The 14,527-nt window shown below is 51.1% G+C and carries 11 protein-coding genes and 1 tRNA gene; 9 read left to right on the top strand and 3 right to left on the bottom strand.

Annotation, left to right across the window (positions count from 1 at the left end):
* The first annotated feature begins 283 nt into the window (after positions 1–283).
* Positions 284–1,435, top strand: coding sequence for a CD0519/CD1768 family membrane protein (locus QVO99_RS03955; RefSeq protein ID WP_022316300.1), 1,152 nt, complete (start codon positions 284–286; stop codon positions 1,433–1,435).
* Between the two features lie 145 nt (positions 1,436–1,580).
* On the opposite strand, the gene QVO99_RS03950 is transcribed toward QVO99_RS03955, so the two are convergent.
* Both QVO99_RS03950 and QVO99_RS03945 read right to left on the bottom strand, forming a co-directional pair.
* Positions 1,581–2,726 carry an AI-2E family transporter gene (locus QVO99_RS03950; protein ID WP_022316299.1) on the bottom strand — a complete coding sequence of 382 codons (1,146 nt, stop codon included), beginning with the start codon at positions 2,724–2,726 and terminating at the stop codon, positions 1,581–1,583.
* A gap of 109 nt (positions 2,727–2,835) precedes the next feature.
* Positions 2,836–3,429 (bottom strand): thymidine kinase, encoded by a 594-nt coding sequence (locus QVO99_RS03945; protein ID WP_042520147.1) that lies wholly within the window; start codon positions 3,427–3,429, stop codon positions 2,836–2,838.
* 94 nt (positions 3,430–3,523) lie between these two features.
* Here QVO99_RS03945 and rsmI point away from each other — a divergent pair, with 94 nt between their 5' ends.
* From rsmI to QVO99_RS03910, 7 genes are all read left to right on the top strand, one after another.
* The gene (rsmI, locus tag QVO99_RS03940; protein ID WP_044065766.1) at positions 3,524–4,285 is read left to right on the top strand and encodes a 16S rRNA (cytidine(1402)-2'-O)-methyltransferase; all 762 of its coding nucleotides are present in this window, start codon (positions 3,524–3,526) and stop codon (positions 4,283–4,285) included.
* A 72-nt stretch (positions 4,286–4,357) separates the two neighbouring features.
* Positions 4,358–5,206: a hypothetical protein gene (locus QVO99_RS03935; protein WP_022316296.1), complete on the top strand. Its 849-nt coding sequence runs from the start codon at positions 4,358–4,360 to the stop codon at positions 5,204–5,206.
* A gap of 667 nt (positions 5,207–5,873) precedes the next feature.
* Complete coding sequence (locus QVO99_RS03930; protein ID WP_022316295.1) at positions 5,874–6,425, top strand: C40 family peptidase; 552 nt, start codon at positions 5,874–5,876, stop codon at positions 6,423–6,425.
* Positions 6,426–6,450: 25 nt separating this feature from the next.
* On the top strand, positions 6,451–7,623 hold the full coding sequence (locus QVO99_RS03925) for a CapA family protein (protein WP_022316294.1): 1,173 nt from the start codon (positions 6,451–6,453) through the stop codon (positions 7,621–7,623).
* 111 nt (positions 7,624–7,734) lie between these two features.
* A complete protein-coding gene (locus tag QVO99_RS03920; protein WP_044075440.1) occupies positions 7,735–8,499 on the top strand; it encodes a 5'-nucleotidase C-terminal domain-containing protein in 765 nt (254 codons plus the stop codon).
* 43 nt (positions 8,500–8,542) lie between these two features.
* Positions 8,543–9,355, top strand: a complete 813-nt coding sequence (locus QVO99_RS03915) for a bifunctional metallophosphatase/5'-nucleotidase (protein WP_288176944.1) — start codon at positions 8,543–8,545, stop codon at positions 9,353–9,355.
* A 41-nt stretch (positions 9,356–9,396) separates the two neighbouring features.
* A complete protein-coding gene (locus tag QVO99_RS03910; protein ID WP_022316291.1) occupies positions 9,397–12,657 on the top strand; it encodes an endo-beta-N-acetylglucosaminidase in 3,261 nt (1,086 codons plus the stop codon).
* 678 nt (positions 12,658–13,335) lie between these two features.
* Here the strand turns inward: QVO99_RS03910 and QVO99_RS03905 are convergent.
* Positions 13,336–13,409 (bottom strand) — tRNA-Met (locus QVO99_RS03905).
* Between the two features lie 227 nt (positions 13,410–13,636).
* Between QVO99_RS03905 and QVO99_RS03900 the strand changes: the two genes are divergently transcribed.
* The gene (locus tag QVO99_RS03900; RefSeq protein WP_156145440.1) at positions 13,637–14,029 is read left to right on the top strand and encodes an START-like domain-containing protein; all 393 of its coding nucleotides are present in this window, start codon (positions 13,637–13,639) and stop codon (positions 14,027–14,029) included.
* Positions 14,030–14,527 lie beyond the last annotated feature (498 nt).

Below are 14,527 nucleotides of genomic sequence, written 5' to 3'. Positions count from 1 at the left end.
GGAGTTCTTCCCTGTAAAGAACAAGAAGAACTTCAGAGTGAACCTCGGTGTGGCACACACCAGCGGAAAGAACACAAACCCTGACGGCACGATGCTCAACGACAGACTGACTATTCAGGCTGGCGTATCGGCAAAGCTTGACCTGTTCAAAATGGGTTATTGATAATGTCATGGCAACAGCGCATCTGCCAACAATGGCAGATGGTGCAATGCCCGGACGACAAAAAACCAAGAAAACCTATTCAGAATAAATCCAATACCTAAGACATCAACAAAAAGGAATATGGAAAACAAAACCAAGAAAAGAAGTCTGCTGCCAAATGGCTGCTTGTGCGTCCTCATCGTAGTGGCGCTGTTCGGATATCTGGGCTATGTGATGGGAGTTCCCAACATGCTCAACACTATAATGAAGACCGCCCACGACCTGCTGATCAACACAGTGTTCTATCTCATGAGCATCTGCGTGATAACGGGAGCCTTGGGCAGAGTATTCGTGGAGTTCGGCGTGGTGAGCCTGCTTGAGAAGCTATTGCGCCCGCTGATGAAACCGGTGTTCAATCTCCCCGGTGTGTCATCGCTGGGAGCCGTGATGACGTTCCTCTCAGACAACCCCGCCATCATATCACTTGCCAACGACAAGAGATTCGCCTCGTTCTTCAAGAAATACCAGTATATTTCCCTCACCAACTTTGGAACGGCATTCGGTATGGGTCTTCTGGTGATGGTGTTCATGGTGGGCAACGGATTCTATGCTGCACCATTCATCGGTCTCTTCGGAGCCTGCTGCGGATGTGTCTGCTCCACACGTCTCATGCAGTTTTTCATACTGAAGGCTTTCCCTCAGTATGCCCATGAGAATGCCGTTGAAATAGAAGAGGAGGAAATGACTGCCGAAGAGAGCGACAAACCGAAGAAGTCTGTCTTCATCCGTCTGCTCGACGGTCTGCTCGACGGTGGACGAAGCGGAGTGGATGTGGGTATAGCCATCATCCCCGGTGTGCTCATCATCTCTACGTTCGTGATGATGTTCACCTTCGGAGAAGGTGCCAACGGATACGACGGTTCGGCATATCAGGGTGTGGAACTGCTTCCAGCCCTTGCCTATAAGATAAACTTCGTGTTTGAATGGCTCTTCGGATTCAACGACCCACATCTCGTGGCATTCCCTATCACCGCTCTCGGAGCTGTAGGCGCTGCATTGAGCCTGGTGCCAGGTTTCATTGAGCACGGATGGGTAGATGGCAACGCCATTGCGGTATTCACGGCAATCGGTATGTGCTGGAGCGGATTCTTGAGCACCCACACAGCGATGCTCGACTCTCTGGGCTATCGCGACTTGACTCCAAAGGCTATCATCGCCCACACCATCGGCGGTTTGGTGGCAGCCGTCTGCGCCCACCTGGTGTATATGGGATATACCTTGATATTCGCATGATAATCTCATACACCCTGATATTCGTCTGACAATCATCTGATATCATTGGTCCCCAGAAACGACAAAAGCCTGCAAGCAGTATTTCATCGACTGCATGCAGGCTTCTGTCGTTTCTTTAATACCGTTGTATTATGACAAAGGTATTTTAATTATCTTTTGGGGTTGCAGCAGCAGTGGCTGCGCCATCCGCAACTTCTGTGGATTCGGCATCGGCATGTTCTGCCGCCTTGTCTTTTGTGACATATCGCTGATAGTAGGCTATCAATATCGTTGTCAGCGGCAGGGCTATGATAAGTCCGATGAATCCGAGCAGCGTGCCCCACACAGAGAGGGCAAGAAGCAGGATGGCGGGATTCAGTCCCATCGCCTTTCCCATCACCTTCGGCGTCACCACCATGTCTATTATCACCTGCACGATGCAGAACACCGCCACGGCACTCGCCAGTATCACCCAGAAGTTCTGTCCTGTGTCGGCAGCCTTGAGCAATGCGAGGAATGCCGTTGGAATCAGGGCGAAGGTATGCAGATATGGCACGAGGTCCATGATGCCTATCAGTATTCCCAGACCGATAGCCATCGGGAAGTCGATTATCGTGAAACCTATGCAGAAGAGTATTCCCATTATCAGTGCCACGAGCGACTGTCCACGGATATAGCTGTTCAGCTCGCGCTCCACGTCTTTCATCAGCGACTGCCAGAACGGGCGCACCTTCTTGGGGAATATCTTTATCCAGCTCGATGAGAGGTACTCATAGTCGAGCAGGATGAAGAACATATAGAGCAGCGTTATCAGCGACGCCACGATGCTCAATATCACGTTTGCCGTCTGGCCGAGCACGCTGAAAAGTTTCGGCATCGCCGACTTGATGGCGTCTGACACGTCTTTGCGCTTGAACACCTGTTCTATCGCCTGTCTGTTGTCATGCAACCACTGCTGCACCACAGCCTGGAAACTCTCACCGTTGGTACCCTGCTTGACATATTGCATCACGATGTCGCCGAGTTTCTCAAACTGGTCTATCATCGGCGGAATGATGAGATAGAACACTCCACCGATGACAGCAAACACGAACACCAGCGCCACTATGATGGACAGGGCTCGGGTGGGCACATGCAGCTTATACTGCACGAACTTCACTATCGGATACATCAGATATGCCAACAGCCAAGCCACGAAGAATGGCAGGAGCACGCTGCTCAGGAAATTCATCGTATACATCACGCCGCCCACAAGAAGCACGATACCGAGTATTCGCACAAAGCGGTCGAAAGTAATCTCTTTCTCCAACATAAGCTTCTATACTTTTTTTATTATTACAAGTCACACCATTGTTTTATATCCGGCGAGCTACACCTTATTTATGCAACTGGCCCGACACCACCATGCGTCCTGCCCAAAATCAGCGTCCCTGCAGCTCGTTGTCATTCACGATGCGTTGGTAACACTCCCTGCACAATGGTTCATATTCCATCTGCTCGCCCAGGAGCACACGCTTATCGTTTGCCACGAGCCGATGGCTGATATATGCCAACGCTCCGCATTTCACACAGATGGCATGCACCTTTGTCACTTCGTCGGCAATGGCACAAAGGGCGGGCATCGGACCGAAGGGTTTGCCCTGGAAGTCCATGTCGAGCCCTGCCACGATGACTCTCACGCCACGGTTGGCAAGGTCGTTGCACACGTCCACCACTCCATCGTCGAGAAACTGTGCCTCGTCGATACCCACCACATCGATATCTGACGAGAGCAAGGCGATGGTAGACGATGAGTCTATCGGTGTGCTCGGTATCGAATGCTGGTCATGGCTCACCACATCCACATCGGAATAGCGGGTGTCGAGCGACGGCTTGAAAATCTCCACTTTCTGCTTGGCAAACTTGGCCCTTTTCATTCTCCTTATCAGCTCCTCTGTCTTTCCGGAAAACATAGAGCCGCACACCACTTCTATCCTTCCGGGGCGGTGTGTCTCCCCTGCTAAATTATTGTTCATTTGAGCACAAAAGTACAAAGACGTTTTAAAAATTGCAAAGAAACTATCAGTTTTTTTGCTCCTCCTGATTAATATCCTTATATTTGTGGCTCATATGGGAACATTGTATATCGTGCCGACGCCTGTCGGCAATATGGAGGACATGACGCTTCGCGCCATCCGCATCCTGAAGGAGGCCGACCTGGTGCTTGCCGAGGATACCCGCACATCGGGCATCCTGCTGAAGCATTTTGAGATAAAGAACCAGCTTATGGCACACCACAAGTTCAACGAACACGGCACATCTGCCGGCATCGTGGAGCGGCTGAAGGGAGGACAGACTGTGGCCCTCATCAGCGACGCCGGCACTCCCGGCATCAGCGACCCTGGCTTCTATCTCGCCAGAGAGGCAGTGGCTGCCGGCATCACGGTGCAGTGTCTGCCTGGCGCAACGGCATTCGTGCCGGCGATAGTGGCATCGGGACTTCCCTGCGACCGTTTCTGCTTCGAGGGTTTCCTGCCTCAGAAGAAGGGACGCGCCACTCGTCTGGAGAGCCTCACCGAGGAGTCGCGCACGATGATTTTCTATGAGTCGCCATACCGTGTGGTGAAGACGCTCAAGCAGTTTGCCGAATATTTCGGCGGTGACCGACAGGTGAGCGCCTGCCGCGAGATTTCAAAGATACACGAAGAGAGCGTCAGAGGCACCCTCGACGAGGTGATAGCACATTTCGAGGAGATTCCGCCGAAGGGCGAATTCGTAATCGTGCTCGCCGGAAGGCCGGAGGAGAAGAAGGACAAGAAGGAGAACAGGCAGAAGAAGGAAAGGAGAGGCAACCGACCTGCCCCTGCCGAAGACGAAGAACAAGGAGAATAAAAGGTAACCCCAATATAACTTTAGAAAAAGTTAAACAACAAGAAAAGTAAAAGAACGGAAAATAAGATACTCATGAAAAAGATTCTATTTATCGTGTTCTGCCTGGCGACGATAGTTGCCTGCAAGAACGAGAAGGCAACGGGCGAACTGTCTAACATAGTACAGAACGACTCACTTCAGAAAATCATCGCCCAGCGCGACCAGGAGATAAACGACATGGTGGGAATGCTCAACGATGTGGAAGAGGGATTCCGCGCCATCAACAAGGCTGAAGAGCGTGTCACCATAGCCAAAGAGGGCGAGGGACAGAACAAGCAGGAGCAGATAAAAGAAAACATCCAGTTCATACAGCAGCGCATGCAGCAGAACCGCGAGCTCATCGCCAAACTGCAGCAGCAGATGAGAGAGAGCTCTTTCAAGAGCAGCGAACTGAAACGCACCGTTGACAATCTCATAAAGCAGATGGAGGAAAAGGACGAACAGCTGAAGCAGCTGCGTGCCGAACTTGCCGCCAAAGACATACACATCGCCGAGCTTGACCAGACCATCAGCGACCTGAACACGAACATGAGCGATCTCAAGACGGAGAGCGAACAGAAGACCCAGACCATCAATTCGCAGGACAAGCAGCTCAACACGGCATGGTTTGCCTTCGGTACGAAGAAGGAACTCAAGGCGCAGAACATCCTCGTGAAGGGCAAGGTGCTGCAGGGCAACTTCAACAAGAGCTACTTCACCAAGATAGATATCCGCGTGGAGAAGGAAATCAAACTGTATTCCAAATCGGCAAAAATCCTCACCATGCACCCATCGAGCAGCTACTCGCTCACCACAGATGCCAAAGACCAGTATGTTTTGCGCATCACGAACCCTGACATCTTCTGGAGCACAAGCAAGTATCTCGTAATCCAGGTGAAATAATACTGACTGCCCACAACGGGACAACAGACTGAAAAAAATACCGGCAAGAGGTTGGACCTGCGGACTCCGCGGTTCTACCTCTTGTCTTTTTTATATAATACTGGCAAAAGCGGAACTCGGAACGGCAAAAGTTCTCAAACGGCCTTTTACATAAACACTTCTGCCCGCCAATCATAAACTGAAAATACAATGTGTATAAGCGTTGATGCACTCTGATTTAACCACGAAAATCAAAGAAACCTTTACCGCCGTTGCAATATTTGTTAATCAATCGTTGTTAACGAATATTAAAAGAAAAACTTAAAGTAAAAACTGCACGACATAAAGCTAAATCGCTAAAAATCAGTGGCTAAGAAATTTTCACAACATTGCAACCCCTTGAAGGCATGGGCTTGAAAAGATGTAAAAGGCATTGTGAAGTCGCTTTTTTTTATTATCTTTGTACCGCAAACTAATTAAAATGGCTGCCGAAAGTCAACAGGGAGAAGGATAATGTCGTTTATTGTCATCCTGATTCCAAGCCCGGCAGGCCAGAACCTAATGCGCTTAATGAACCATCGTCACACCCAAGAGTGAACCCACATGAAACATGTATGGGTATGGTCTTCTTTTGTGTCTGCCAGGAAACAGGCAAGATGACGGCGCATAAAAAAAACGGAAACGGAATATGAACATTAAAAAAAGCATCAAGATTGCTCTCGCAGCATTGTTCGTGGCTGTCACACCGACATTCGCACAGCTGCCAGACAACGATAACGACCAGACAGACGAAATCGACAACTATGACTTCCTGTATTCGGAAGACGGCAATGTGGACAACTACGACGTTGCTTCAATGGAAAACCTCATGGACGAGGCATTCTCGCTCATCGGCACACGCTATCGCTCAGGAGCATCGGGTCCCGGCGGCTTCGACTGCTCGGGATTCACAAGCTATCTCTACAAGCAGATGGGAATAGAGCTCAACCGTTCTTCTCGCGGACAATACACCCAGGGCGAGGCTGTGGCAAGCAGCAATCTGCAGACCGGCGACCTCGTGTTCTTCACCAGTCCCCGTTCCGGCAAGGGTATCGGCCACGTGGGAATCGTGGTTGACTACGACCCGATGAACGGCAACTTCAGTTTCATCCACGCCAGCATAAAGGGCGTGAAGGTGAGCCAGAGCACAGAGCCTTACTACTCTCGCCGCTATGTGGGCGCAAGAAGGATTACTCAATAACACACGTATACTATAAAAATCTCTTATGAAAGCATTAGCTTCATTGATGATAATTGCAGGGATATCCATCGCCTGCACTTCAACGGGCACCGAGCGCAAAGGCTCTGTGCCCGTTGGCGTTTCCGACACTATAGCAGCCAAGGCTCCTGCCGACAAGGGAAAGCAGGCACCTGCGGCAAGTATGACATCTGACAGAAGAGCCAAGGGCGGCACACTGAACCTTGCCTTCGTGGGCGACATAATGCCGGGCACTACATTCCCCGACAGCCGTCTGCCGGAGAAAGACGGCGCCACGCTCTTCAAGGATGTGGACAGCATCCTGACAGCTGCCGATGTGGCGGCAGGAAATGCCGATGTGGCGGCAGGAAATATGGAGGGCGCCCTCGCCGATGAGGGGGAGACGACGAAGAAGGGTGGCAAATTCAGCTACTCCTTCCGTGTGCCAACCCGCTACGGCAAACTGATTGCCGATGCCGGTTTCGACTTCATGAGCATGGCGAACAACCATGCCTTCGATTTCGGTCTCGACGGCGTGAAATCCACCGAGGCCACTCTCCATTCCAACGGCATAGCATATTCGGGCATCGGCGGAAGAAAGGAAAGTGCGATAGTGGAACGCAACGGCATCAGATACGGATTCTGCGCCTTCGGCCACAACTCTTACACACTGAAGCATGCCGACCTGGAGAACGTGAAGAGGATTATCGGCAATCTCAGAGAGAAAGCCGACATCGTGATAGTGTCGTTCCACGGCGGAGCGGAGGGTACGGCACACAAACACTTACCACAGGGCAAGGAGATGTTCCTCGGAGAGAACCGCGGCGACCTGAGAAACTTCGCCCACTTCTGCATAGACAACGGCGCTGACGTGGTGTATGGCCACGGACCGCATGTGGTGAGGGCTGTGGAACTATACAAGAATCATTTCATAGCATACAGTCTTGGCAATTTCTGCACTCCATACGGCGTGAACATCAGCGGCATATCGGGTTATGCTCCGGTGCTGCAGCTCACCGTCAACGCAGCCGACGGCACTTTCGTCGGCGGAAAGATAAACTCTTTCATCCAGCAACGCGGCAAGGGTCCGCGTCGCGACCCTCTGAACCTTGTGGCGAAAGAGATACGGAGTCTGACGAATGCTGACTTCAGCAATCCGAAGCTCACTATTGCCAACGACGGCACGATAAGCAAAAGATAATACTAATTAATGGCATTTCGGTTGGAAATGCCATTTTATATTTTTATCTTTGCAAAGATAAGATATGCTGCACCTCAGCATAAGACAAAGAAGACACAAAAATACATAAGTATGAACAAACTGTTATCAATTACATTTGTCGCGGCGGCTACGATGCTTTCTGCCTCTTGCGTCTCCCATTATGAGATGCAGAACGTGGACAGGAGCCGCATCCTGATCGACAGCAGATACGACAAGGCTGATGCCAAGTCGGAAGCCTTCATAGCTCCATTCAGAGCTCAAGTGGACAGCGTGATGGGTCCGGTGGTGGGCAAGACTGCAAAGGCTCTTGAGAGCTACCAGCCGGAGAGTCCGTTGTCTAACCTCCTTTCCGACATACTGCTCTGGAGCGGAAAGGACTTCGGCGAGAAGCCAGACTTCGCAGTATACAACGTTGGCGGAATACGTGCGGCTTTCCCAAAAGGAAACATCACGTATGGCGATGTGCTCGATGTGGCACCGTTTGAAAACAAGCTCTGCTTCTGTTCGCTGACCGGCGAGAAGGTGACGGAACTCTTCCAGCAGATGGCTGGATGGGGCGGCCAGGGCGTGAGCCACGGTGTGGCGGCAGTAATGGACAAGGACCTGCATCTGCTGAGCCTGAAGATAAACGGCGAGGAGGTGGACCCTAAACGTGTATACCGCATCGCCACTCTCGACTATGTGGCTGAGGGCAACGACAGGATGGTAGCTTTCAAGAGCAAGACCGACGTGAAGAATCCTGGCGGCAAAAAGAACAACGTGCGCGACCTCATCATCAGATATTTCAAGGAAGCCTCGGCAAAGGGCATCGTAATCGACGCCAATGTAGAGGGAAGATTCGTAAGAAACAAATAACCACGACACTATGAACTACAAGAAGATATTCCTTATCGCCTTGATGTGCGCCACGATCAGTTGCGCATCGGCGAAGATAAAGAAGCTGGTGATTCTCCACACCAACGACACCCACAGTTGTGTAATGCCTCTGAAGACCACTCTCAAAGACACTCTCGTGGCAGGACGCGGCGGATTCCTGCGCCGTCTGGAGATGGTAAAGGAGCAAAGGGCTGCCAATCCGCAGCTGCTGCTGTTCGACAGCGGTGACTTTTCACAGGGTTCGCCATACTATTCCATGTTCCGCGGCGATGTGGAGATTGGTCTCATGAACATGATGGGCTATGATGCCGCTACCATCGGAAACCACGAATTCGACTTCGGCATCGAAAACATGGCACGCATCTTCAAGATGGCGGAATTCCCCATCGTATGTGCCAACTATGACTTCAGCGGCACTTGTCTGGAGGGCATCGTGAAGCCTTATACCATCATAAAGAGAGGCGGAATGAAAATCGGAGTGTTCGGCCTGGCGCCGGAACTCGACGGACTGGTGTCGGCAAAGAACTGTCCGGGAGTGAAATATATCGACCCTGTGGAGAAGGCGCAGCAGACTGCCGACTATCTGAAGCTGAAGGAGAAATGCGACATCGTGATATGTCTCTCGCATCTGGGATGGAACGAAGACGCCATGAACGACAAGGTGATGATGGCAAAGACACGCAACATCGACCTCGTGCTCGGCGGTCACTCTCATTCCATGTTCAAAGAGCTGAGATATGCCAAGAACCTCGACGGCAAGAGCATCGGCAACGACCAGAACGGCAAGAGCGGCATCTACGTGGGCAAACTGGTCATCGACATGAAGAAGAAATGACAAGTCTGTAAACTTGTGAAACGGCAATAATTTATTTACGCATGAAGAACACCATCACCACTATCGCCGTTGCCCTCATAACATGTATGACGGCAACGGCACAACGCACTCCAAAACACGACTTCGACTTTGAGAAGGTGACTGTGGGAGGAGAGAAGAAAGAGATAAACTGGAAGAACCTTTACAGATTCTTCGACTCCTGGCAGCCGGGCACCCCACCCTGCGGTCTGTCAAGAATCGACGATGAGTTTTTCATCTCGCGCCAGCGTCCGCTCAAGCGCATCACCGACGGCGACTATCAGGTGAGAAACGATGTGGAGGCTGAGCGCAGGATGTTCCTGTGGACACCGCTCGACGACCCTACGACGAAATGGAAGGCTCTGCCCCGCTACTGTTTTGAGGGCGACAACTTCTCTATGTGGCAGTATATCGACACCCACGGCAACTGGTCGGCACCATGGCTGAGAGTGTCGGCTGGCATCAGCGATGCTGCGGCTAAGAATGGTGTCACGGTGGGATGCGTGCTCTCGGTGCCTTGGGATGCCGAAGTAGGCGACACCGTGAAGGCGGACTATTCGCAGACGCTGATGAAACTGGCGGAGAGAAACACCGACGGTTCGTTCAGGAACTCTCTGAAACTTGCCCGTCTGATGAAATACTACGGCATCAACGCCCTGGGAGTGAACTCGGAATTCAATACCGACAAGGCAACGATGATGCGGCTGCAGGATTTCTTCATCGACGTCCACCGCAAGGCGAAGGACATTGGATGGACATTCGAACTGCAATGGTATGATGTGACCGACGACAACGGAGAACTGTCGCTCGACTGCGGACTCGGCGAACAGAACAAGAGGATGTTCGGCACGAAAGACAGCATCACCACAGACCGCCTTTTTGCCAACTACAACTGGACGGACGACATTCTGAAGGCGTCGGCAAAATACGCTCGGTCGCTGGGCAGAAGTCCTTACGACTATTATGCAGGATTCGACATTCAGGGACGTGCCTGGAACAACAAGAATTGGCAGGACCTCGTGAACAACGACATATCGGTGGGCGTATGGGGAGCACACTCACAGAACCTGCTTCACCAGAGCGCTACCGACGACGGCACGGCTGACGTCATCATCCAGAAGGCGTATCTACTGAAACAGGAACTGTCGTTCTCCGGCGGCTACCGCAACCCTGCCCTGCTGCCGGAGGTACGTACAGACTGCTCACTGTCTAACGCTGACCTCAGAACCTTCCACGGACTTGCCCGTCTGCTGACGGCAAAGTCAACGATACAGCAGGTGCCGTTTGTCACCCGTTTCAATCTGGGCAACGGACTGCACTACTACAAGGACGGAAAGGTGGCTTTCGACTCCAAATGGTATAACCTCAACACCCAGGACTACCTGCCGACATGGCGCTTCTGGATAACCGACGAGGATGACCGGACTACGGCAGAGAACATCGGCTCGTTTGTAAATGCCGAACTGTCGTGGGACGACAGCTACACCGGAGGCTCGTGTCTGCAGCTGCATGGAGCGACGAAGTTCTCACGCATAAAACTCTTCAAGACAAAGCTGCTGACGCAGCCTTCCTACGAACTGTCGCTGACATACAAGATGCCGAAAGGCAGGGACACACACGCCAGACTCTTCGTGGCGCTCAAAGGCAACACGTCGGAATACAAGGAGATAGCACTGCCTGCAGCAAAAAGGGAGAACACATGGACCACATTCAAGACGCCTCTGAAAAAGCTGGGACTGAAAGCCGGCGACGAGGTAGCCATGATGGGCATCGTGGTGGAAGGCACGGGCGACGACTATGTGATGAACATCGGCGAGATGGCTGTCCGCAACCCCAGACAGCGGTTCAACACCGTGAAGCCATGGATAAAGGAAATAGAGGTGATGCGGGGATGGAACCACACCGTGGACTTCAAGATGCGCTATGCCTCCAAGGAGGAAAAGGGCGACGAGAAGACATACAACGACGAGGTGGGCACCTGGTATTACGAGATATACTTCCAGCAGAAAGGCAGACCGCAGCAGCTGCTCACCGCCACGGAATCATGGGCGGCATACGTGATCGGCGCTCCGCTGGCTGAAGGCTGCAAGAGGGAATGCCGATTCGGTGTGCGTGCCGTGTCGCCGGACGGACAGCAGGGCTCTGACATAGCATGGAGCGACTACAGGGTGATTGAATACAACGCTCTGAACAGCACACCGGCCATCGACCGCGAAAGGATAAAGCCGGGAGAGGCGTTCACCGTATTTTATAAGGACAACATGATGCCGCCGGCAAAGGAATGGAGAATCATCGACGCTCTGACGGACAAGGTGATAGCGAAGGCGGAGAACTCCACTTCCATCACCACGAGTATAGACAAGGATGGTATCTACGACCTGATGACTATCAACGGCGACGGATCGCAGACGATGACACGAGGACTGGTGAAGGTGTCGCCTCTCTCCTCCACATCGAAGGCGCTCAAGCTCAACGACCCGTATATGCTGACAATTCCTGCCGAGGCGTTGCCTGGACTGGAATATTCGGTAGCCCTATGGGTGAAGGCTGACGACTGGACGCATGACAAGCAGGGAACAAACATCGTGTCGAAGAATTCAATAGCCGACAAATGGCCGTTCAACAACTGGGGCGACCTGTGGGTGCAGGTTTGTCCGCCATGGACCGACGAGAAGAGCGGCAAGAACCATCCTGCCAACGAAATTATGTATCGCACGATGGGCTGCGGCGGCGACATCGAAGGTCACGGCGACATGACGACAGACGGATACAGCATCCCGGCAGGCGTGTGGACGCACATCATGGTGACGCAAGACAAGGAGAAGGTGCAGAGGGTGTATATAAACGGAAGGCTCGTGGCCGGTCCGCTGCAGATGCCGGAATCTACTCGCCGCGAACTGATGCCTGCCGACAACAAGAGGATTGACCACAACGCAGTGGCTGACATCCGCATCGGCGGAAGCGGTGTATATAAGGCTGGCCTCAACGGTGCCATCGACGATGTGCAGATATGGAACAGGGCGCTGACCGCCGAGGAGGTGTTGCGATGCATGAGGGGGTTCACCGACAAAGAGGTGCCGGAGGGTCTTTCTGCCTACTTTACTTTTGAGGAGACCGACGCCGACGGTGTATTCCCTAACCACGGCAAGACTCCTGGCTGTCAGGCTCGCATCATGAGGATGGCCGACTCTGGAGGCGAATACACAGGAAAGGCGAAATATGTGGACCGCAACGGCGAAACGCACATAAAGAGTCAAGCCTCAACAAGCGACCGTCCGCTGTAAAAATCAACTTAACCCCAAACAGTCTAATGACCGTTTGGGGTTTAACCCAAATCGGTCGTTAGGGCTTGCTTGGATTTTGATTTTAAGAAGAGTGGATTTTGGTTGGCTTTTAATGAGTAATAGCAAGCTATTGCGAATTAAAAACGGACAAAAGACGCCTTATAAAAAGCAAAAGACTGCAAGCAGTTATAAAATATCACATTTAACGGCCTAATGACCGTTTTGGGTTTAACCCAAATCGGTCGTTAGGGCTTGCTTGGATTTTGATTTTAAGAAGAGTGGATTTTGGTTGGCTTTTAATGAGTAATAGCAAGCTATTGCGAATTAAAAACGGACAAAAGACGCCTTATAAAAAGCAAAAGACTGCAAGCAGTTATAAAATATCACATTTAACGGCCTAATGACCGTTTTGGGTTTAATATGTTTTATAACTGCTTGTATCCCCACCGGAAGCTGGGGACACACTCGCTAATATTACCGTAAAAAGTACTGAAAAGAGGAAAAACAAAAAAATCATCAGACCATCTGGTTTTCGCACGTAACAACCTGAGTCTCTGACTGTTAAGCATCTGAAATTGTCAGAAACCATCTGGATGGTTCAGTCAGCGGCATCTTCGACCGTCGAAAAACAAAAAAGGATGTACCAAACATCAAGTTCAGATACATCCTTAAGACTTGTAGCGGGACCCAGGATTGAACTGGGGACCTCATGATTATGAATCATGCGCTCTAACCAGCTGAGCTATCCCGCCATCATTTCTTTTTTGCGAGTGCAAAGGTAAGACTTTTTATTTAAACCACCAAAATATTTTCAAGAAAATCTTTCAATACAATGTTTTTTTGTATTTTTGCCCCAAAATAGAACATAAAACTGAAGATATGCCCCAATCGGACGCTACTAACTGTTGTCAAGGCATCAGAATCTACGACCGACGGGGTCAACACACTGGCACAGAATATCTATTTATCTATGGACGACATGAAAAGAATCTATCTGGAGTATGAACTCAACGCTACATCACCAAGTGCGGTATGGCCCATTATCAGCGAAGCTACCGGACTGGAACGATGGATGGCTGACGAGGTGGAGCGGGAAGGCGACAAGCTGACATTCACATGGGGGACATCGTATATGAACAAAGACACTAAGACGGCAACCATAGTGAAGGAAAAGGCAGAGAAGTTCATCCGCTTCAAATGGGACGACGACACCAATCCCGACGCCTACTGCGAACTGAGGATTGAGGTTGGCGAGATTACCAACGACTGTATCCTGGCGATTACAGACTATGCCGACGACGGCGACACGGAAAGTCTGAAGGACATCTGGGACGAAAACGTGCAGATGCTTCACCAGAACACGGGAATCTGACACCCCAAACCACCTCCTGCAGAATATATACTCCGCAGATACACATCTTTTATATTTACCTTTGTATACAATATACGAAGGTATATAGAATACGCACCGATATACTCCCGGAGCCCAAGAGGACTCCACCTCCTAAAAAACAACATTGGCAAGGACAACAAAAGTTCAGGAATTGGGCACGCTGCTTGCCCAACTGGGGCAACGTGCTTACCCATCATGGGCAACGTGCTTGCCCCTGTTGGGGAGATTTGCTGTCAGAATGATGCCCCAAAAGTGAATGTTGTAATACCCATATTCCTGTTTTCTGGATCCTGCCAACGCATGCAATTCCTGTAGTCTGAATTCCTCACATCTGACAATTACTTTGACCAGACGATTCCTCACACCTGACAATTCCTTTCATCTGAGCAAACCATCCAGACAATTGGCTGACAATTGCAAGACAGTCAACCGTCTGTTTATCAGAAGACTACAACAAAAAACCAGACAATCTGACAG

Origin of the sequence: Prevotella sp. CAG:592, from assembly GCF_000436015.1 — a bacterium.
Lineage (GTDB): Bacteria > Bacteroidota > Bacteroidia > Bacteroidales > Bacteroidaceae > Prevotella > Prevotella pectinovora.
This window is presented reverse-complemented; position numbering and strand designations above follow the sequence as displayed.

What these genes read in the sequence shown, in the direction of transcription:
- QVO99_RS03955 (WP_022316300.1), top strand. Translation starts at nt 284, where the DNA reads ATGGAAAACAAAACCAAGAAAAGAAGTCTGCTGCCAAATGGCTGCTTG.
- QVO99_RS03950 (WP_022316299.1), bottom strand. Translation starts at nt 2,726, where the DNA reads ATGTTGGAGAAAGAGATTACTTTCGACCGCTTTGTGCGAATACTCGGT.
- QVO99_RS03945 (WP_042520147.1), bottom strand. Translation starts at nt 3,429, where the DNA reads ATGAACAATAATTTAGCAGGGGAGACACACCGCCCCGGAAGGATAGAA.
- rsmI (WP_044065766.1), top strand. Translation starts at nt 3,524, where the DNA reads ATGGGAACATTGTATATCGTGCCGACGCCTGTCGGCAATATGGAGGAC.
- QVO99_RS03935 (WP_022316296.1), top strand. Translation starts at nt 4,358, where the DNA reads ATGAAAAAGATTCTATTTATCGTGTTCTGCCTGGCGACGATAGTTGCC.
- QVO99_RS03930 (WP_022316295.1), top strand. Translation starts at nt 5,874, where the DNA reads ATGAACATTAAAAAAAGCATCAAGATTGCTCTCGCAGCATTGTTCGTG.
- QVO99_RS03925 (WP_022316294.1), top strand. Translation starts at nt 6,451, where the DNA reads ATGAAAGCATTAGCTTCATTGATGATAATTGCAGGGATATCCATCGCC.
- QVO99_RS03920 (WP_044075440.1), top strand. Translation starts at nt 7,735, where the DNA reads ATGAACAAACTGTTATCAATTACATTTGTCGCGGCGGCTACGATGCTT.
- QVO99_RS03915 (WP_288176944.1), top strand. Translation starts at nt 8,543, where the DNA reads ATGTGCGCCACGATCAGTTGCGCATCGGCGAAGATAAAGAAGCTGGTG.
- QVO99_RS03910 (WP_022316291.1), top strand. Translation starts at nt 9,397, where the DNA reads ATGAAGAACACCATCACCACTATCGCCGTTGCCCTCATAACATGTATG.
- QVO99_RS03900 (WP_156145440.1), top strand. Translation starts at nt 13,637, where the DNA reads ATGAAAAGAATCTATCTGGAGTATGAACTCAACGCTACATCACCAAGT.